Origin of the sequence: Streptomyces sp. Je 1-332, assembly GCF_040730185.1 — a bacterium.
Taxonomy (GTDB): Bacteria; Actinomycetota; Actinomycetes; order Streptomycetales; family Streptomycetaceae; genus Streptomyces.
This window is the reverse complement of record NZ_CP160402.1, coordinates 4,717,641-4,736,733: the sequence shown is the minus strand read 5'-3', so window position 1 is coordinate 4,736,733 and position 19,093 is coordinate 4,717,641. Positions and strand designations below refer to the sequence as shown.

Genomic DNA, 19,093 nt, shown 5'->3' with positions numbered 1-19,093 from the left:
GGCCTGCTAAAGGTGAGGTAAGCAGAGCGTCATGCATCGGGTGGGGTTATCCCCCGGGTGTTCCTGGCGGCCCTCCTCATGGCGTCGCGGCGGCGTGCCGTGCACTCTGACCCGTATGACCGCACGCGCCATGTCCTCAGCCACGTCAGCCACGTCCTCGCCGCCCCCCGCCCGCTTCGCGGGATACGACGCGCGGACCTGGAAGGAGATCGCGCATCTCCTCGCCAACCTGCCGATCGGCGTGGCCGGTTTCGTCTACGTGGTCGTGACGCTCGCGGCCGGCTGCGGTCTCGCCGTGACGGTCGTCGGTCTGCCGCTGCTGGCGGGCGCGCTGCTCGGCGCCCGGCTGATCGGCAGGGCGGAGCGGGCGCGGGCGCGCAAGCTGCTCGGGCTGCGGATCGACGAGCCGAGTCCGATGCCCAAGCAGCGGGGGCACGGCTTCTTCAGCTGGCTGTGGTCGAGCCTGAAGGATCCGGTCGGCTGGCGCACGATGCTGTACTCGTTCATGCGGCTGCCCTGGGGCGTGGTGACCTTCGCCGTCACCCTGACCGGGCTCTTCGTGCTCTGGCCGGTGCTCCCCTACATCGTGCGCGGCCTGACGAACGCCGACCGCGCGATGGCGCGCGGGCTGCTGTCGCCCTCCGACGAACTGGAGCGGCGCATCGTGGAGTTGGAGTCGGACCGCGGTGTCGTCGTCGACACGGCCGCGGCCGACCTGCGCCGCATCGAGCGCGACCTGCACGACGGCGCGCAGGCACGCCTGGTGGCACTCGCCATGGGCCTCGGTCTGGCCAAGGAGAAGCTCCTGGAGGGCCAGGCCGACGACACCGTGGCGGCGATGGTCGACGAGGCGCACGGCGAGGTGAAGCTCGCCCTCCAGGAGCTGCGTGACCTGGCCCGCGGCATCCACCCCGCCGTCCTGACCGACCGCGGCCTGGATGCCGCGCTGTCCTCGGTGGCCTCGCGGTGCACGGTCCCGGTGAAGGTGACCGCCGATCTGCCGGCACGCCCGGCCGCCGCGATCGAGGGCATCGCGTACTTCACGGTCTCCGAGCTCCTGCAGAACGTGAGCAAGCACAGCGGGGCCCGTACGGCGTCCGTGGACGTGTGGCGGAGCGACCAGCGGCTGCTCATCCAGGTGGGGGACGACGGCCGGGGCGGCGCGAACCTGAACGGGGGCACGGGTATGGCGGGCCTCGCGGACCGGCTCGGCGCGGTCGACGGCCTGTTCGTGATCGAGTCGCCGGAGGGCGGGCCCACGACGATCACGGCGGAACTGCCGTGGCGTGACCGGGAGCAGGGCCAAGGCCAAGGCCAAGGCCAGGGCCAGGGCCAGGGCCAGGAGCTGGAGCAGGTCGTCCGGGGGTCCCGGGGGTCCCGGGGGTAGGGAAAACCCCCGGTCCAAGACACCTACGCACCACATGGTCCGGATCACCGGCGGCCAGCACTCTTGAGATACGACGCCGAACCAGCGCGTGACCCAAGAGGCAGCGCACATCAAGCAGCGCACGACCGAGCAGAAACGGACGACACCGATGGCCACGGAGTACGGACAGGAGTACGGACGCATGAACCGTTCGGAGTTCCGGGGATCCGACCTCGACGACCGGCGGCGCCGTCTTCCCGCCGGGCTGCGCGCGCCCATCGAGGCCCGTGCCTGGAAGGAGTTCGGCTATGTGCTCCTGAGCCTGCCGATCAGCATCGTCACGTTCGTGTTCGCGGTCACGATGCTGTCGCTCGGCGTGGGTCTGCTGGTCACGTTCATCGGCATCCCGGTCCTGGCCGCCGGGCTCGCCGCCTGCCGTGGCTTCGGCTCGCTGGAGCGGGTGCGGGCGCGGGCGCTCCTGGGCGTCGAGGTGGCGGCACCGGAGCCGCTGCGGCCCAAGAACGGCGGGGGGCCCATGGGGTGGATGGGCGCCGCGCTCAAGAGCGGAGTCTCCTGGCGGCACGTCCTCTACTCCATCCTCCACATGCCGTGGGCGGTCTTCTCCTTCGCCGTGTCGGTGGTCTTCTGGACGTATGGCTGGGCGATGCTCACGTACCCGCTGTGGCAGTGGCTCTTCCCGGTCTACGGCGGCCAGAACGGCATCCAGCTCTACCGCGACAACGGTCACCAGATCTATCTGGACAACCCCTTCGAGATCGGCGTCACCGCCCTCACCGGCCTGCTGGTCACGCTCGCCACGCCCTGGATCATCCGGGCCCTGACCACCGTCGACCGCGTCATGGTGGCCGGTCTGCTCGGCCCGTCGAGCCTGGCCACGCGCGTCGTCGAGCTGGAGTCGGACCGCGGCGTCGTCGTGGACACGGCCGCGGCCGACCTGCGCCGCATCGAGCGCGACCTGCACGACGGCGCGCAGGCACGCCTGGTGGCACTCGCCATGGACCTGGGCCTGGCCAAGGAGAAGCTGACGGAGGACCCGGATGCCGCGGCGCGCATGGTGGGCGAGGCGCACGGCGAGGTGAAGGTGGCCCTCCAGGAGCTGCGTGACCTGGCCCGCGGCATCCACCCCGCCGTCCTGACCGACCGCGGCCTGGACGCGGCGCTCTCCGCGCTCGCCGCCCGGTGCACCGTTCCGGTCCAGGTCGAGGTGGACCTGCCCGCGCGTCCCGCCGCCGCGATCGAGGGCATCGCGTACTTCACGGTCTCCGAGCTCCTGCAGAACATCAGCAAGCATGCGCGGGCGTCGCGCGGTTCGGTCGACGTGTGGCAGGTCGAGGGCCGGCTGATGCTTCAGGTCTCCGACGACGGGGCCGGGGGCGCGGATGTCACCGGTGGCTCCGGTCTCGCGGGGCTCGCCGAGCGGCTCGACGCCGTCGACGGGATTCTGGTGGTGGATTCCCCTGCGGGCGGGCCCACGACGGTGACTGCTGAGCTGCCCTGGCGGGCGTAGCCCGTCTCCCGTCCAGCCGCTTCGCAGCGGATCTTTCCCACCTGCCCACCCGATCACCCCGCAGAGGGGGCGGGTGGGCTCCGCCGTGCCCCGCCGTGCCCAGCCGTGGCCCGCCGTGCGCGAACACGTCGCAAGCGGTTGTCCACGAACGCCGTAACGCCCCTTCGTGCGCGTTCGTACGCGCGATACTGAGGTGCCGATACCGAGGCGCCGATACTGGGGCGCCGGGGGACAACCAGAACCACATATGCCGGGGGGCCATGAACGTGGAGGACAAAGTGCGGGTCGTCATCGCCGAGGATTCGGTGCTGCTCAGGGAGGGCCTGACCCGGTTGCTGACCGACCGCGGGCACGACGTCGTCGCGGGGGTGGGCGACGCGGACGCGCTGATCAAGACGATCGGCGAACTCTCCTCGGCGGGCGAGCTGCCCGACGTCGTCGTCGCCGACGTGCGGATGCCGCCGACGCACACCGACGAGGGGGTGCGGGCCGCGGTGCATCTGCGCCACCGGTTCCCGGGGCTCGGGGTACTCGTCCTCTCGCAGTACGTCGAGGAGCAGTACGCCACCGAACTGCTCGCCGGGTCCAGCCGCGGCGTCGGCTATCTGCTCAAGGACCGCGTCGCCGAGGTGCGCGAGTTCGTGGACGCCGTGGTGCGCGTCGCGGAGGGCGGCACCGCGCTCGACCCGGAGGTCGTGGCACAGCTGCTCGGCCGCAGCCGCAAGCAGGACGTCCTCGCGGGGCTTACTCCACGCGAACGCGAGGTACTCGGCCTGATGGCCGAGGGGCGGACGAACTCGGCGGTGGCCCGGCAGTTGGTGGTGAGCGACGGCGCGGTCGAGAAGCACGTCAGCAACATCTTCCTGAAGCTGGGGCTCTCCCAGAGCGACGGGGACCACCGGCGTGTGCTTGCGGTCCTCACCTACCTCAACTCCTAGCAATCTGACGCTGCGTCAGCTAATGAGTGCCACTAGAGGTATCAGCGGGAGCGCGCGAGAGCAGGAGCAGGGACGCGAGCACGAACACGAGCACGAACGCGAGCAAGGAGCACGGTCCTAGAACCAAAGGATGAGCGGGGGGCGTCTCCCATGGCAGGCCGGGAGGCGGGGCACAGCACGGCAAACTGGGGCATATGCGCATCTCAAAATCAGGTCCATCATGCGATCCGCCCCAGGAAGGCGACCCTTACCGACGTAGGGTGGGCCTTGGGAAGGCCGGTCGCCCAGCCCTTCCCGCTCAGCCGCCCGAGGGAGGTCCAGTTCAGTGACCAGCCAGGTCAGTAGCCCAGCAGAGCAGGCCGATGGGGCAGTCGTCGGAGAGCAGCGCAAGCATGCTGGTGAGAAGGATGTGCGCCGTCTGGACCGGGTGATCATTCGCTTCGCGGGTGACTCGGGTGACGGTATGCAGCTCACCGGTGACCGGTTCACCTCGGAGACGGCGTCCTTCGGTAACGACCTGTCGACGTTGCCGAACTTCCCCGCCGAGATCCGTGCCCCTGCCGGGACCCTGCCGGGCGTGTCCTCCTTTCAGCTGCACTTCGCCGACCACGACATCCTCACGCCGGGCGACGCGCCGAACGTCCTCGTCGCGATGAACCCGGCGGCGCTGAAGGCGAACATCGCCGACGTGCCGCGCGGCGCGGAGATCATCGTCAACACGGACGAGTTCTCCAAACGGGCGATGCAGAAGGTCGGCTACGAGGTCTCGCCGCTGGAGGACGGTTCGCTGGACGGCTACAGCGTCCACCCGGTGCCGCTGACGACGCTGACGGTGGAGGCGCTCAAGGAGTTCGACCTCTCCCGCAAGGACGCGGGCCGCAGCAAGAACATGTTCGCGCTCGGGTTGTTGTCGTGGATGTACCACCGGCCGACCGAGGGGACGGAGAAGTTCCTGCGGGCGAAGTTCGCGAAGAAGCCGGACATCGCGGAGGCGAACATCGCCGCGTTCCACGCCGGTTGGAACTTCGGCGAGACGACCGAGGACTTCGCGGTCTCCTACGAGGTCGCTCCGGCCGCCCAGGCGTTCCCGACCGGCACGTACCGCAACATCTCCGGGAACCTGGCCCTGTCCTACGGGCTGATCGCGGCGGGCCGGCAGGCGGACCTGCCGCTGTATCTGGGCTCGTATCCGATCACCCCGGCCTCGGACATCCTGCACGAGCTCAGCAAGCACAAGAACTTCGGCGTACGCACCTTCCAGGCCGAGGACGAGATCGCGGGGATCGGGGCGGCGCTGGGCGCGGCGTTCGGCGGGTCGCTGGCGGTGACGACCACGTCGGGGCCGGGTGTGGCGCTGAAGTCGGAGACGATCGGGCTCGCGGTCTCTCTTGAACTGCCGCTGCTGGTCGTGGACATCCAGCGCGGTGGTCCCTCCACCGGTCTGCCGACCAAGACGGAGCAGGCGGATCTGCTCCAGGCGATGTTCGGGCGCAATGGTGAGGCGCCGGTGCCGATCGTGGCGCCGATGACGCCGGCCGACTGTTTCGACGCGGCGCTGGAGGCGGCGCGGATCGCGGTCTCCTACCGCACGCCGGTGTTCCTGCTGTCCGACGGTTATCTGGCCAACGGCTCCGAGCCGTGGCGCATCCCGGACACCGACGAACTCCCGGATCTGCGGGTGCAGTTCGCCTCGGGGACCAACCACACCGAGGACGACGGCACCGAGGTCTTCTGGCCGTACAAGCGTGATCCGCACACGCTGGCCCGTCCGTGGGCGATTCCCGGCACGCCCGGTCTCGAGCACCGTATCGGCGGCATCGAGAAGCAGGACGGCACCGGCAACATCTCCTACGACCCCGCCAACCACGACTTCATGGTCCGCACCCGCCAGGCCAAGATCGACGGAATCCAGGTCCCGGACCTGGAGGTCGACGACGCCACCGGGGACGCCAAGTTGCTCGTCCTCGGCTGGGGTTCGACCTACGGGCCCATCACCGCGGCGGTACGGCGCCTGCGGGCGACCGGTCAGAGCGTGGCGCAGGCCCATCTGCGCCACCTCAACCCGTTCCCACGGAATCTGGGCGAGGTCCTGAAGCGTTACGAGAAGGTGGTGATCCCCGAGATGAACCTCGGGCAGCTCGCCACGCTCCTCCGCGCCAAGTACCTCGTGGACGCGGTCTCGTACAACCAGGTCAATGGAATGCCGTTCAAGGCCGAGCAGCTCGCCACGGCTCTCAAGGAGGCCATCAATGGCTGACACGAAGACCGAAGGCCCCGGGAGCACGATCGAAGCGCTCTCGCTGGTGCCCAAGGCCGAGGCCAAGCAGTCCATGAAGGACTTCAAGTCCGATCAGGAGGTGCGTTGGTGCCCCGGCTGCGGTGACTACGCGGTCCTGGCCGCCGTGCAGGGCTTCATGCCCGAACTCGGCCTGGCCAAGGAGAACATCGTCTTCGTCTCCGGCATCGGCTGCTCCAGCCGCTTCCCGTACTACATGAACACCTACGGGATGCACTCCATCCACGGCCGCGCCCCCGCCATCGCCACCGGACTCGCCTCCTCCAGGCGGGACCTGAGCGTGTGGGTCGTCACCGGCGACGGCGACGCCCTGTCCATCGGCGGCAACCACCTCATCCACGCCCTGCGCCGCAACGTCAACCTCAAGATCCTGCTCTTCAACAACCGGATCTACGGACTGACCAAAGGCCAGTACTCCCCCACCTCCGAAGTCGGCAAGATCACCAAATCGACGCCGATGGGTTCGCTGGACGCACCCTTCAACCCGGTGTCGCTGGCGATCGGAGCGGAGGCGTCGTTCGTCGCACGGACCGTGGACTCCGACCGCAAACACCTCACCTCGGTGCTACGCGAAGCCGCTGAACACCCCGGCACCGCGCTGGTGGAGATCTACCAGAACTGCAACATCTTCAACGACGGCGCCTTCGAGGTCCTCAAGGACAAGCAGCAGGCCGAGGAGGCGGTGATCCGCCTGGAACACGGGCAGCCCATCCGCTTCGGGGCCCCCATGGAGGGCGGCCTCGGCTCCAAGGGCGTCGTACGCGACCCGGCCACCGGCGATCTCAAGGTCGTCCCCGTCACCCCTGAGACCGAGCCCCAGATCCTGGTCCACGACGCGCACTCCACCTCCCCGACGCTCGCCTTCGCCCTCTCGCGCCTCGCCGACCCCGACACCCTGCACCACACCCCCATCGGCGTCCTCCGCAACGTCGAGCGCCCGGTCTACGACACGCTGATGTCCGACCAGCTCGACACCGCCATCGAGCAGAACGGCAAGGGCGACCTGGCCGCGCTCCTCGCGGGCGGCGACACCTGGACCGTCGTCGGCTAGCTCAACTCGCACTCTTCCAAGCCCGGTTCTGATCCCTCAGGACCGGGCTTCGTCGTACGCCTTCCCCTGGGACCGGGCCTCGTCGTACGCCAGGCGCGCTTCCTGTACGTCCGCCAGGCGCCGCTCGGTCCACTCGGCGAGCGCCCGGACCTGCGAGCCAACCTCGCGCCCGAGGTCGGTGAGCGAGTAGTCGACGCGCGGCGGGATGACCGGCTTGGCGTCGCGGTGCACCAGGCCGTCGCGCTCCAGGGTCTGGAGGGTCTGCGTCAGCATCTTCTCGCTGACCCTGCCGAGGGCCCGGCGCAGCTCACTGAAGCGGTACGAACGCTCGTCCAGGGTGATCAGGACGAGCACGCCCCAGCGGCTCGTGACGTGTTCCAGGACGAGGCGCTGCGGGCACATGCCCTCGTCCCCGAGATTCCAGTTACTTACTGCCATGCCAGTACCTTACTTCAAAGTGGGTACTTTCCAATAGTTAGCGCCCGACGTAGGCTCACTGTCGAACCGCACCAAAGGGCACCAGAGGGAGATAACAGACATGAGCATCGTCGTCACCGGAGCCACCGGACAGCTCGGCCGTCTCGTCATCGACGGGCTGCTCGGCGCGCAGGTGCCCGCGGGGCAGATAGCCGCCGTCGTCCGCGACAAGGAGAAGGCCGCGGACCTCGCCGCGCGGGGCGTGGAGCTGCGGATCGCGGACTACAACGCACCCGAGACCCTCGCCGGCGTCTTCGCCGCGGGCGACAGGGTCCTGCTGATCTCCGGAAGCGAGGTCGGGCGGCGGGTGGCGCAGCACGCGGCGGTGATCGACGCGGCGCGTGCCGCGGGGGTCGCGCTGCTCGCGTACACCGGTGTCCTCGGCGGACCCGACGCCGACCTCGACCTCGCGGCCGAGCACAAGGAGACCGAGCGGCTCATCCTCGCGTCCGGGCTTCCGCACACGTTCCTGCGCAACGGCTGGTACCACGAGAACTACACGGCCAACCTCGCTCCCGTCCTGGAGCACGGCGCCGTCGTCGCCTCCGCGGGCGAGGGCAGGATCGCCTCCGCCTCGCGGGCCGACTACGCGGCTGCCGCCGTCGCCGTACTGACCGGCGAGGGCCACGAGGGCAAGGCGTACGAGCTGAGCGGCGATGTCGCGTGGAGCTTGGCCGAGTACGCCGCCGAGGTCGCCCGACAGAGCGGCAAGGACATCTCGTACACGAACGTGCCCGCCGAGCAGAACCTCGCGATCCTGACCGGCGCGGGCGTTCCCGAGCAGTTCGCCGCGATCCTCGTCGACATGGACTCGGCGATCGAGCGGGGGCTGCTCGCCGGTACGAACGGCGATCTGGCCCGGCTCATCGGGCGCCCGACCACGCCTGTCGCCGACGCGATCTCGGCGGCGCTCAAGAGCTGAGGGCGAATGGGGGGCGCCGGGGCCGGCGGGGGCGTCGGGAGCGGCGGGAGCGTCGGGGGCGGCGAGACGGAGGTCATGACCGTTTTCGTGAGACGGGCATGACACGGGGCCTCCTGTCCCGCTACCTTCTTGGGGGCAGCGTGGGGCTGCCTCGCACCAAGGAGGACCCGTGGACGCTGCCGCAGCCGAGAAGTCGAGGAGCGAGCAGCGCATAGGTCTGCTGAACGGTTTCGCGGCGTACGGAATGTGGGGCCTCGTGCCCCTCTTCTGGCCCCTGCTCAAGCCGGCCGGGGCGGGCGAGATCCTCGCGCACCGCATGGCCTGGTCCCTCGTCGTGGTGGGCATCGCGCTCCTCGTCGTGCGGCGCTGGGCCTGGGCGGGCGAGCTGATCCGCCAACCGCGCAAGCTGGGCCTCGTGACGATCGCCGCGGCGGTCATCACGATCAACTGGGGCGTCTACATCTGGGCCGTGAACTCCGGCCACGTCGTGGAGGCCTCCCTCGGCTACTTCATCAACCCCCTGGTCACCATCGCCATGGGCGTCCTGATCCTCGGCGAGCGGCTGCGTCCCGTGCAGTGGGCGGCCGTCGCCGTCGGCCTCGTGGCGGTCCTCGTGCTCGCCTTCGGGTACGGGCAGCCGCCGTGGATCTCGCTCTGCCTCGCCTTCTCCTTCGCCGTGTACGGCCTGGTGAAGAAGAAGGTCGGGCTCAGCGGTCTGGAGTCGCTCGCGGCCGAGACCGCGGTCCAGTTCCTGCCCGCGGTCGGCTTCCTGGTGTGGCTGAGTGTGCGGGGCGACGCCACGTTCGGCGCGGAGGGCTTCGGGCACGGGGCGCTGCTCGCGGCGACCGGTGTGGTCACCGCCATCCCGCTGGTCTGCTTCGGCGCCGCGGCGATCCGGGTGCCGCTCGCGACGCTGGGGATGTTGCAGTACCTCGCGCCCGTCTTCCAGTTCCTGCTCGGCATCCTGTACTTCCACGAGGCGATGCCGCCCGAGCGGTGGGCCGGGTTCGGGCTTGTGTGGGTGGCGTTGACGTTGCTGACCTGGGATGCGGTGCGCGGTGCGCGGCTTGGTGCGGTGCGGGTCGCTGCCGCTCGGCGGGGTTCCGTGGCTTCGGTTGCCCCCGTCGCGGGGCGGGAGACCGAGCCGATGACTCCCGCTGCCGGGCGGGGCACGGAGTCCGGGGTCTGACTTGCCCCTGCGGGCTGCGCCGTCCGTCTCTGCGGGTCGGCCGTGGCCGGTCGCGCAGTTCCCCGCGCCCCTTAAAAGCGCTTGCCCGCGGGGCGCCGTTTCTTAGCCGCGGGCTCGTTGTGGCCGGTCGCGCAGTTCCCCGCGCCCCTTAAATGCGCCTGCCTGCGGGGCGCCGTTTCTTAGCGCGGGCTCGTTGTGGCTGAGCGCGCCGTTCCCCGCGCCCCTTTGGGGCGCTCGTGTCGGGCCTCTTTTTTGTCCGCCGGGCCGTCGTGGCTGGGCGCGCCGTTCCCCGCGCCCCTTTGGGGCGTTAGCGTCGGGCTGCCCCCTCCGGGGCCTTCTTCGCGTACTCCGTGAAGTCGCGTGGTTCTCGGCCCAGTACGTCTCGTACGCCGTTCACCGGGGTGGCGTTGTGGCCGTCGGTCAGCCAGGTGAGGATGTCTGCCAGGGCTCGGGCCGGTTCGGCGGGGACGTTGGCTGCGGTCAGTTCCGTCACGTACTCGTCCGCCGTGATGTGCTCGAAGCGCATCGGGCGCCCCCACGCGTCCGCCAGCTCCGCGACCGCTTCGGCGAAGGTCAGTGCTCGGGGGCCGGAGAGTTCGTAGACCCGGCCCGTGTGTCCCTGCTCGGTGAGCAGCGCGGCGGCCACGTCCGCGATGTCTTCCGCGTCGACGAACGGTTCGGGCACGTCGCCGACCGGCAGCGCGAGTCGGCCCTCGCGCAAGGGCGCGGCGAAGATGTCCTCGTCGAAGTTCTGCGAGAAGTTGTTGGGCCGGATCACCGTCCAGTCCACGCCCGCCTCGCGCACCACCCGCTCGGCCTCCGCCATCGACGGCTCGAAGGAGTCGCCGAACACCTCGACGCCCCGCCCGGAGAGGACGACGAAGCGGCGTACGCCCGCTGCGGCCGCCTGGTGGACGAAGTCGGCGATCGGGCGTGGCTCGGGCGGGCCGACCAGGTAGAGCGCGGTCACGCCTTCCAGGGCCTCGCTGACCGCCGGACGGCCGGGGGGCGGCTCGCCGCGGGCCGTGGGATGACCGGCTCGCCGCGGGAGGCGCCGTGCCGGGTCCGCGAGTGAAACACGTGGGCCCCACCTCCTGTGATTCGGGCATCATCGTCGCTACCTTCGCCCATAAGGGAACAGAAGTGACCGAAAGCGACATGATCCGACCGAGCTTGACGGGAGGTCGAGCCCCTCGTGCCCGAGACGACGCGCTCGCCCGGCCGCCTCCCGAGCCGCTCCCCTCGCCGCCTTGCAGGCCGCCGCCTCGCAGGCCGCCGCCTCTCCGGCCGTCGGCCCTCCGCCCGCGACGACCTTCCCCTCCTGATCGCCTGCCTCGCCTTCGCGGCCCTCTCCCTGGCCCTCGTCCCCCTCACCCTGTCCCTCGGCTGGGACGAGATCGTCTACGCGAGCCGCTTCCCGCCGTACGCGCCCGCCACCCCGTTCAGCGCTCCCCGCACCCGAGGCGTGCCGCTCCTCATCTCCCCCGTGGCGACCTGGAGCGACTCCACCGTCCTGCTCAGGGTGTGGCTGACGCTGCTCTCGACCGCCGCCCTCTACCTGGGCTTCCGCCCCTGGCTGCGTGTCGTCGCGCACCGCCCCGTCGCCGTCGGCGTGGCCGCCGGTCTCTACGGCAGCCTCTGGTTCGCGCTGTTCTACGCGAACGCCGCGATGCCGAACCACTACACCGCCATGGGCGTCACTGCGGCGGTCGGGCTCTTCCTCGGGGCGCGCCCCGGACGCCTCGCCCTCGCGGGGATCGCGGCGGGGCTCGCCGTCGCCGCCCTGATGCGCCCCAACGACGGTGCCGCCGTCGCCGTCCCGCTGCTCGCCGCGGCCCTGCTGGTGCCCGCCTGGCGGACACGGGGGCGTCTGCTCGCCGTGATGGGCGGCCTCCTGGCCGGTCTGCTGCCGTGGGCCATCGAGGCGTACGTCCGCTTCGGCGGTGTCCGCGCACGGCTCACCGCCGCGAGCGACGTGCAGGGAGGCCTGCGCCCCCTGGCCGCCATCGAGGCCCAATTCACCGCCCTGGACGGCCCCTTGCTGTGCAGGCCGTGCGCCGCCGACCAGCTCAGAATCGTGGCCGCCGAGTGGTGGATCCTGCTGCCGCTGCTCGTGGCCGCCGGGCTGTGGGCCGCGGGGCGGACAGTCGACGCCGTGGCCGCAGGCCCAGCCCTCGGGGCGGCCCCTCGCGACCTCTGGCTGGCCGTGCTCGTCGCCGTGGCCGCCGCCCTGCCCTACTTCTTCCTCGTCCCCTACGGGGCTCCCCGCTTCCTCCTGCCCACCCACGCCCTCCTCGCGGTGCCCGCCACCCTGGGCCTCCTTGCCCTCGTCGACCGGGCGAGGCGCCCCGCCGGCCGCGCGAGGCGCACCATCGCCGTCGGCGTCGTAGGCCTCCTCGTCGCCCACCTCGCGGTGCAACTCCTGCTCGCCTTCGGCAACGCCCGTATCCAGGTCGGTGCCCGCGGCGACTGGGACCGCATCACCGACGTTCTGTACGAGCACGGGGTCCGCGCCCCCTGCCTCCTGAAAGGCAACACTTCGGTGATCCCCATCGCGTACGTCTCCGGATGCTCGGCCGTCCGCCACGGTGACCGGCGGCAGCCCGCCGCTCTGGTACTGCGCGGGAAGAAGCCTCCGCGCTGGGCCCGTGACTGGCGGCGCCACCCCGTTCCGGACACCTACGCCCCCGGCTGGGCGGTGCTCGTGCCGCCGTCACCCGCGTTGCGGAACCCCCCGCCGACGCCCGCCTTGCAGAACACCCCGCCCGATATGCGGTCTTGACGCACGGTCAAGCTCACCCCCACCATCAGGCACGCCAATTCCTTTCGACGTTCAGGGAATTCGGCGTACCGCGAACCCCCCACGCAACGAACGATCCAACAGAACACGGAGCCCCCCACATGAAGCTCTCCGTTCCCGGACGCGTCACGGCGGCCGCCGTCATAGCCGTCACCGGACTCTTCACGACCAGCGCCCTGTCCTCCGCGGCCCCGGCCCCCACAGCCGCCGCCCCCGACATCTCCGTGGCCAACGTCCAGGCCCACCTCTCGCAGCTGCAGTCCATCGCCTCGTCCAACGGCGGCAACCGCGCCCACGGCAGCGCGGGCTACAAGGCCTCCGTCGACTACCTCAAGGGCAAGCTGGACGCAGCCGGATTCACCACGTCACTCCAGGAGTTCACCTCCAACGGCAAGACCGGCTACAACCTGATCGCGGACTGGCCCGGCGGCTCGGCCGACCAGGTCGTCATGGCGGGCTCGCACCTGGACAGCGTCGCTTCGGGACCCGGCATCAACGACAACGGCTCCGGCTCCGCCGCGATCCTGGAGACCGCGCTCACCGTGGCGCGCGAGCAGTACAAGCCGGCCAAGCACCTGCGGTTCGCCTGGTGGGGCGCGGAGGAACTGGGCCTCGTCGGCTCCTCACACTACGTGGACAAGCTGCCCGCGGCCGAGCGCTCGAAGATCAAGGGCTATCTGAACTTCGACATGATCGGCTCCCCGAACCCGGGCTACTTCGTCTACGACGACGACCCGACCATCGAGAAGACCTTCAAGGACTTCTACGGCGGCCTCGACATCACCACGGAGCCCGACGAGGAGGGCGACGGCCGCTCCGACCACGCGCCGTTCAAGGACGCAGGGGTCCCGGTCGGCGGGCTGTTCAGCGGCGCCGACTACAAGAAGACCGCCGAGCAGGCCCGGAACTGGGGCGGCACGACCGGTGAGCCGTTCGACAAGTGCTACCACTCCGCGTGCGACACGGAGTCGAACATCGACGGCACCGCGCTCGACCGCAACAGCGACGCCGTGGCGTACGCGGTGTGGGGGCTCTCCGCCTGACGGTCCCCCGCCCTGCGAGTCGGGTACCCCCTGGACGCAATTACCTGCGCGTGCATATAGTGCAAGCGCAGGTAATTGCACGGCCCTGCGCGGCCGTGCGCCACCACGCCTCAGACCAGGGGGACCACCATGACCCGCAAGTTCCTGTTCGTGCTCGGCAGTGCCCGCCCCGATGGCAACACGGAGACGCTGGCCCGCAAGGCCGCCGAGCAGCTCCCGCCGGACGTCGAGCAGCGCTGGCTGAACCTCGCCGACCACCCACTGCCCGACTTCGAGGACCTGCGCCACGACAGCACCCGGCCCCGGGCCCGCCCCCGGCCCGTCGGCGACCACGAGGCGGCGCTCCTGGACGCCACCCTCGATGCCACGGACATCGTCATCGTGTCGCCCCTGTACTGGTACTCGCTCTCGGCCACCACCAAGCGCTACCTCGACCACTGGGACGCCTGGCTGGAGGTCCCGGAGGTCGACTTCAAGAACACGATGGCTGGCCGCACCCTGTGGGGCGTGACCGTGCTCGCACACCAGGAGGAGGAGGTCGCGGGCCCGCTGATCGGCACCCTGAACCACACCGCCGCCTTCTTCCCGATGCACTTCGGCGGCGTCCTGCTCGGCAACGGCTCCCGGCCCGGCAACGTACTCGACGACACCGAGGCCATCGCCCGCGCCAAGACCTTCTTCACGCAGGAACCGCCGCTCGCCCGCTACCCGTACGACAACTGACGCGCGCACGCGGCCACGGGGCGCCCTACGCCGTGATGTCCTTCGCCCCGAATCTCGCCCACGCCGCCGAGCCGAACAAGGCCGCGTACAGGCCCTGGAGGCCGAGGTTCTTGACCAGCTCGTCCCAGTAGACGGGCTCACGCATCAGGTCCGCGAAGGACAGCCAGTAGTGCGAGAAGAAGTACGGCTGGATGGCGTGCAGTTGAGGGATCTGGTCGAGGATCTGGATGGTGATGAGCAGTCCGACGGTCGTCGCCATCGCCGCGATGCCGCTGCTCGTCAGCGTCGACACGAACAGACCGAGCGCCGCCACACCGATCAGTGACGCGGCGACCACGAGTGCGATGAGCAGGGCCCGTGCCAGCCCTTCGCCGAAGCCGATCCGGGTGCCGGAGATCGTGGTGACCTCGCCGAGCGGGAACAGCAACGCCCCGACGGCGAGCGCGGACACGGCGACGACGAGCGTCGCGACCAGGCAGAACGTCATCGCCGTCGCGTACTTGGCGAGCAGCAGGCGCGTACGTCCCGCGGGGGCGACCAGGAGATAGCGCAGCGTCCCCGCGCTGGACTCGCCCGCGATGGAGTCGCCCGCGACGACACCGACCGCCATGGGCAGGAAGAAGGGGAGGGTCGCGGCGAGCGCGGTGAAGACCAGGAACAGGCCGTTGTTGGTGACCTGCGCGATGAACGCCGGGCCCCCGCCCTCGCCTCCCCCGCCCATCGACGAACCGTCACTGGTCTCGATCCTGACGGCCACGCCCACGAGGACCGGCACGGCGGCGAGCACACCGAGCAGGGCGAGGGTGCGCCAGCGGCGGAAGGTGATGCCCAGCTCACTGCGGAAGAGACCGAAGGTCCAGATCCGCCGCACTGCGCGGGGGCCGCTCACCTCTCGTACCGCATCGGCTCGCACGTCATCCGCTCGTACGCCGTCGGCCTCCGCGCCATCGGCCTCAGCCCGCGACATCGAAGCCCTCCCCCGTCAGCACCACGAAAGCGTCCTCCAGCGAGGCACGTTCGACGCCGAAGCCCCGTACCCGTACGCCCGCGCCGACCAGCGCGGCGTTCAGCTCAGCGAGGTCGGTGCCGGTCTCCGCGCCCGGCGGCTCGCCCGTCACGCGGTCCTCCGTCACGAAGAGGTCCGTCACGCCGAGTTCCTTCAGGACACGGACCGCGTCCCCCGTGTCCGGCGTCGTCACGACGAGCCGTCCCCGCGCGCCGGCGGCGAGTTCGGCGAGTTCGGCCACAGAGCCCTGGGTGATCAGTCGGCCCTTGGCCATCACCGCGGCATGCGTACAGACCTGCTCGATCTCGTCCAGGAGGTGCGAGGAGAGGAAGACGGTCGTGCCGTCCGACGCCAACTCCCGGACCAGCGCACGGATTTCGCGCATGCCCTGTGGATCGAGGCCGTTGGTCGGCTCGTCGAGCACGAGGAGCCTGCGCGGCTGGAGCAGCGCCGCCGCGAGGCCGAGGCGCTGCTTCATGCCGAGTGAGTACGCCTTCGCCTTCTTGCCGGCGGCGGCGCTCAGCCCCACCCGGTCCAGGGCCGCTCCGGCGCGGGCGCGGCGGGTGCGCGGATCGGCGGTGGGGTCGGCGGCGTCGTACCGCAGGAGGTTGTCGCGGCCGGAGAGGAAGCCGTAGAGGGCGGGGCCTTCGATGAGCGCGCCGACGTACGGCAGCACCCTTCGCGTCTCGCGCGGCATGGGGTGGCCCAGGACCCGTGCCTGGCCGGAAGTCGGCTCGATCAGGCCCATCAGCATGCGGATGGTGGTCGTCTTGCCGGAGCCGTTCGGTCCGAGGAACCCGAAGACGCTGCCCTGGGGGACGGTGAGGCTCAGCCTGTCCACGGCCAGCTGCTTGCCGTAGCGCTTGGTGAGGGTGTCCGTCTCGATCACGCTGTGCGCCGGGCTGCCGTTGCTGGGCGGCACCTTGTCCTCCCTCACCGTTGCGGCGGGCTCAGGGGTGTTCCCCCCTGAACCCGCCGCCTGTACGTCCTCTGCGAGTGCTTCGTGGCTTGTCGCGCAGTTCCCCGCGCCCCTTAAGGGGCGCCCCTAGCTCGCCGCGTTCGCCGCCTTCACGAGGGCGTCCTTGGTGACCGCGCCCGCGTAGACCTTGCCGTCCTCGGTGATGAGGGCGTTGACCAGGCGCGTCTTGAAGACCGTGCCCGAGCCGAAGTCGCCCGACACCTTGTCGCCGAGCGAGTCGAGGAGCTGCTGCGCCTCCGGCGGGACGTCGCCGGAGCCGCCCGTCGGGATGCCCTGGCCGCCCGGCAGTTCCAGCTCGGCGATGGAGTTCCAGCCCTTGCCGATGACGTTCAGACCGTTCAGATCCTCCCCGCCCTTGAACTCCTTGCCCTTGAACTCCTTGCCCTCGGACGCCTCTCCCTTGAACTTCTTGGCGTCGTCGCCCTCCGTGACCTTCGCGCCCTTCGGCGGCGTGAAGTCGAAGGTCGATGCCTCGGGCTTCGCGAAGTCGACCTTGGTGAAGCCCGCGTCGACGACCGCGCTGCCGCCGCCGGACGGGCTGAGCGTGAACTTCAGCGGCGTACCGGTCCTGGCGTCCACGGCGACCGTGATCTGGCCGACCGTCGAGCCGGACTGCTTGGGCTTGATGACCAGGCGGTAGGCGTCGCGGCCTGCGACCTGCGCGGTGCCGTCCACCTTCACCGACGTCGTGTCGTCGACCGCCTTCAGCGCTTCGTCGGCCAGTTCCTTGGGAGTGGACGGGACGTCCTTCGGGAGGTCCTCGGGGGCGTCCTTCTTGCCGGAATCCCCGGCCTTGCCCGCCGACTTGGAGTGGTGAACCTCGTTCGACTTGCTGTCGTAGGCCCACACGTCGTCGCCGTTGTGGATCAGGCTGTACTCGGCCGCGTCGTCGATGACGGACAGCTTCTGCTTGTCGGGGCCGTCGGCGGCGACGCGCAGCGTGTGCGTGCCGGTGGCCAGTTCCATCAGCTTGGCCTGCGGGTCCGCGGCCGAGCCCGCGCCGTCCCCGCCGTCATCGCCGCCCGAGCCGCCGCCCTGCGCGAGGCCGCCGGCCATGTCGCCGCCGAAGGACGGCAGGCCGAGGTCGGTGCTGATCTTCACGGTGCCGGAGAGCTGCTCCGTGTCCGACGCGGCGATCTTCTCGATGAGTTCCTGCGCGGTGACGTCGGGCAGCTTGGGGTCTCCCGACGTGGCGAGCGCCGGGACGAGCCCGATGGTCGCCGCCGCCACCCCCGCCACCGCGACGGGAACCACGTAACGCGCCGCCTTGCGGCGGCCGGCGCGCAGCTCTCCGGTCTCGCTGGTGTTCTGCTCCGGTTCGTACGGTGCCATTGTGTGCCCTACCTCCGTGGTCGGCGGCGGCCTTCCCAGTACGTGCGTGCGTCCACTCCGCGCCGCCATTCTCACCCGAATAGGTCAGGAGTGGTTGTTCTTGCCGGGCCTTGTTGTTGTCCATACGACCAAATCGGCCAGCCAGAAGCGTCAGACCCCGGGAGCAACTCCACGTACTGCTGTGGGATGACACAGAGGGGCGGCACCTCCCCCAACCAGTAGGGGAAGCACCGCCCAGGCAGTCATGACCCAACTCAGGGCACAGCGCCACACGTAGTCCGTCTTGCTCGGGACGCTCGCGCGACAGCGAGTGTGACCTCAGTCACATTCCGCGTTCGGGCCTCAGCCGGCCCGGTGCACCACAAGATCGCAGAGCTCGACCAGCGCCGTCTTCGCGTCGCAGTCCCGCAGCGGCGCGAGGGTGTCCCGCGCCTCCTCCGCGAACCGCACGGTGTCCTTGCGCGCCTGCTCCAGGGCCGGGTGGACCCGCAGCCGGGCCAGCGCCTCGGCGTGCCGCGCGTCGTCCGTCAGGTCCGAGTCCAGGAGCTCCGACAGGGCGATGTCCTCGGCGAGCCCGAGCTTCTCCACCCGCTCGCGCAGGCGCAGGACCGGAAGCGTGGGAATGCCCTCGCGAAGGTCGGTGCCCGGCGTCTTGCCGGACTCGTGCGAGTCGGATGCGATGTCCAGTACGTCGTCGGCGAGCTGGAAGGCGACACCGAGCCGCTCGCCGTACTGGGTCAGGACGTCCACGACGGTCTCGTCGGCGCCCGACATCATGGCGCCGAAACGACACGCCACGGCGACGAGCGAGCCGGTCTTGCCGCCCAGCACGTCGAGGTAGTGGTCGACCGGGTCGCGGCCCTCGCTCGGCCCCGCCGTCTCCAGGATCTGGCCCGTGACCAGGCGTTCGAAGGCCTCCGCCTGGATGCGGACGGCGTCCGGACCGAGGTCGGCCAGGATGTACGAGGCGCGGGCGAACAGGAAGTCACCCGTGAGGACGGCGACGGAGTTGCCCCAGCGCTGGTTGGCGCTCTCGACACCGCGGCGCACGTCCGCCTCGTCCATCACGTCGTCGTGGTAGAGCGTCGCGAGGTGCGTGAGCTCGACGACGACGGCGGAGGGCACGACACCCGGCGCGTACGGATCGCCGAACTGCGAGGCGAGCAACACGAGGAGCGGCCTGAACCGCTTGCCGCCCGCGCGCACCAGATGCTGCGCGGCCTCCGTGATGAAGGGGACCCCGCTCTTGGTGGCGTCGAGCAGACCTTCCTCGACGGCCGCCAATCCGGCCTGGACATCGGCTTCGAGAGCCTGGTCCCGCACGCTGAGGCCGAAGGGCCCGACGACGGTCACGAGGGGTTCTCCTGTCTGCTGACGATCACAAGTCGGTCACTCGGTCGATCATCACTCGGTCGGTCTTTGCGTGATGATCGCTTCGATGAC

General features: G+C 70.4%; 15 protein-coding genes and 1 pseudogene. 10 read left to right on the top strand and 6 right to left on the bottom strand.

All coding sequences use genetic code 11. The features are described from left to right. Positions 1 to 115: 115 nt before the first annotated feature. From ABXJ52_RS21500 to ABXJ52_RS21480, 5 genes are all read left to right on the top strand, one after another. Positions 116 to 1,387 carry a sensor domain-containing protein gene (locus tag ABXJ52_RS21500; protein ID WP_367044256.1) on the top strand — a complete coding sequence of 424 codons (1,272 nt, stop codon included), beginning with the start codon at positions 116 to 118 and terminating at the stop codon, positions 1,385 to 1,387. A gap of 148 nt (positions 1,388 to 1,535) precedes the next feature. Beyond that, complete coding sequence (locus ABXJ52_RS21495; RefSeq protein WP_367049167.1) at positions 1,536 to 2,894, top strand: sensor domain-containing protein; 1,359 nt, start codon at positions 1,536 to 1,538, stop codon at positions 2,892 to 2,894. A gap of 260 nt (positions 2,895 to 3,154) precedes the next feature. Then, positions 3,155 to 3,832 carry a response regulator transcription factor gene (locus tag ABXJ52_RS21490; RefSeq protein WP_367044255.1) on the top strand — a complete coding sequence of 226 codons (678 nt, stop codon included), beginning with the start codon at positions 3,155 to 3,157 and terminating at the stop codon, positions 3,830 to 3,832. Between the two features lie 325 nt (positions 3,833 to 4,157). Further along, entirely contained in the window at positions 4,158 to 6,089 is a 1,932-nt protein-coding gene (locus ABXJ52_RS21485; RefSeq protein ID WP_367044254.1) for a 2-oxoacid:acceptor oxidoreductase subunit alpha, read from the top strand. Continuing rightward, positions 6,082 to 7,179: a 2-oxoacid:ferredoxin oxidoreductase subunit beta gene (locus ABXJ52_RS21480; protein WP_367044253.1), complete on the top strand. Its 1,098-nt coding sequence runs from the start codon at positions 6,082 to 6,084 to the stop codon at positions 7,177 to 7,179. Before ABXJ52_RS21485 ends, ABXJ52_RS21480 begins: the two co-directional genes overlap by 8 nt. A gap of 36 nt (positions 7,180 to 7,215) precedes the next feature. Here ABXJ52_RS21480 and ABXJ52_RS21475 read toward each other — a convergent pair whose 3' ends face one another. Then, positions 7,216 to 7,617, bottom strand: coding sequence for a helix-turn-helix domain-containing protein (locus ABXJ52_RS21475; RefSeq protein WP_367044252.1), 402 nt, complete (start codon positions 7,615 to 7,617; stop codon positions 7,216 to 7,218). 100 nt (positions 7,618 to 7,717) lie between these two features. Between ABXJ52_RS21475 and ABXJ52_RS21470 the strand changes: the two genes are divergently transcribed. Both ABXJ52_RS21470 and rarD read left to right on the top strand, forming a co-directional pair. Then, a complete protein-coding gene (locus ABXJ52_RS21470) occupies positions 7,718 to 8,578 on the top strand; it encodes an NmrA family NAD(P)-binding protein (RefSeq protein WP_367044251.1) in 861 nt (286 codons plus the stop codon). Between the two features lie 244 nt (positions 8,579 to 8,822). After that, on the top strand, positions 8,823 to 9,767 hold the full coding sequence (gene rarD / locus ABXJ52_RS21465; RefSeq protein ID WP_367049165.1) for an EamA family transporter RarD: 945 nt from the start codon (positions 8,823 to 8,825) through the stop codon (positions 9,765 to 9,767). A gap of 307 nt (positions 9,768 to 10,074) precedes the next feature. Here rarD and ABXJ52_RS21460 read toward each other — a convergent pair. Next, a pseudogene (locus ABXJ52_RS21460) lies at positions 10,075 to 10,749 on the bottom strand (NAD(P)H-binding protein); the annotation flags it as partial. A gap of 213 nt (positions 10,750 to 10,962) precedes the next feature. Here ABXJ52_RS21460 and ABXJ52_RS21455 point away from each other — a divergent pair. From ABXJ52_RS21455 to ABXJ52_RS21445, 3 genes are all read left to right on the top strand, one after another. After that, positions 10,963 to 12,549, top strand: a complete 1,587-nt coding sequence (locus tag ABXJ52_RS21455) for a hypothetical protein (RefSeq protein ID WP_367044250.1) — start codon at positions 10,963 to 10,965, stop codon at positions 12,547 to 12,549. 119 nt (positions 12,550 to 12,668) lie between these two features. Continuing rightward, entirely contained in the window at positions 12,669 to 13,610 is a 942-nt protein-coding gene (locus ABXJ52_RS21450) for a M28 family metallopeptidase (RefSeq protein WP_367044249.1), read from the top strand. Positions 13,611 to 13,739: 129 nt separating this feature from the next. After that, complete coding sequence (locus ABXJ52_RS21445) at positions 13,740 to 14,333, top strand: NAD(P)H-dependent oxidoreductase (RefSeq protein WP_367044247.1); 594 nt, start codon at positions 13,740 to 13,742, stop codon at positions 14,331 to 14,333. 25 nt (positions 14,334 to 14,358) lie between these two features. On the opposite strand, the gene ABXJ52_RS21440 is transcribed toward ABXJ52_RS21445, so the two are convergent. The 4 genes from ABXJ52_RS21440 to ABXJ52_RS21425 all read right to left on the bottom strand — a co-directional run bounded on the left by ABXJ52_RS21440 (position 14,359) and on the right by ABXJ52_RS21425 (position 19,003). Beyond that, positions 14,359 to 15,300 carry an ABC transporter permease gene (locus ABXJ52_RS21440; protein ID WP_367044246.1) on the bottom strand — a complete coding sequence of 314 codons (942 nt, stop codon included), beginning with the start codon at positions 15,298 to 15,300 and terminating at the stop codon, positions 14,359 to 14,361. Further along, complete coding sequence (locus ABXJ52_RS21435) at positions 15,287 to 16,261, bottom strand: ABC transporter ATP-binding protein (RefSeq protein ID WP_367044245.1); 975 nt, start codon at positions 16,259 to 16,261, stop codon at positions 15,287 to 15,289. The genes ABXJ52_RS21440 and ABXJ52_RS21435 overlap by 14 nt, the downstream gene beginning before the upstream one ends. A gap of 123 nt (positions 16,262 to 16,384) precedes the next feature. Beyond that, complete coding sequence (locus ABXJ52_RS21430) at positions 16,385 to 17,650, bottom strand: DUF2092 domain-containing protein (protein WP_367044244.1); 1,266 nt, start codon at positions 17,648 to 17,650, stop codon at positions 16,385 to 16,387. 342 nt (positions 17,651 to 17,992) lie between these two features. After that, positions 17,993 to 19,003 carry a polyprenyl synthetase family protein gene (locus ABXJ52_RS21425; protein ID WP_367044243.1) on the bottom strand — a complete coding sequence of 337 codons (1,011 nt, stop codon included), beginning with the start codon at positions 19,001 to 19,003 and terminating at the stop codon, positions 17,993 to 17,995. Between the last annotated feature and the right edge of the window lie 90 nt (positions 19,004 to 19,093).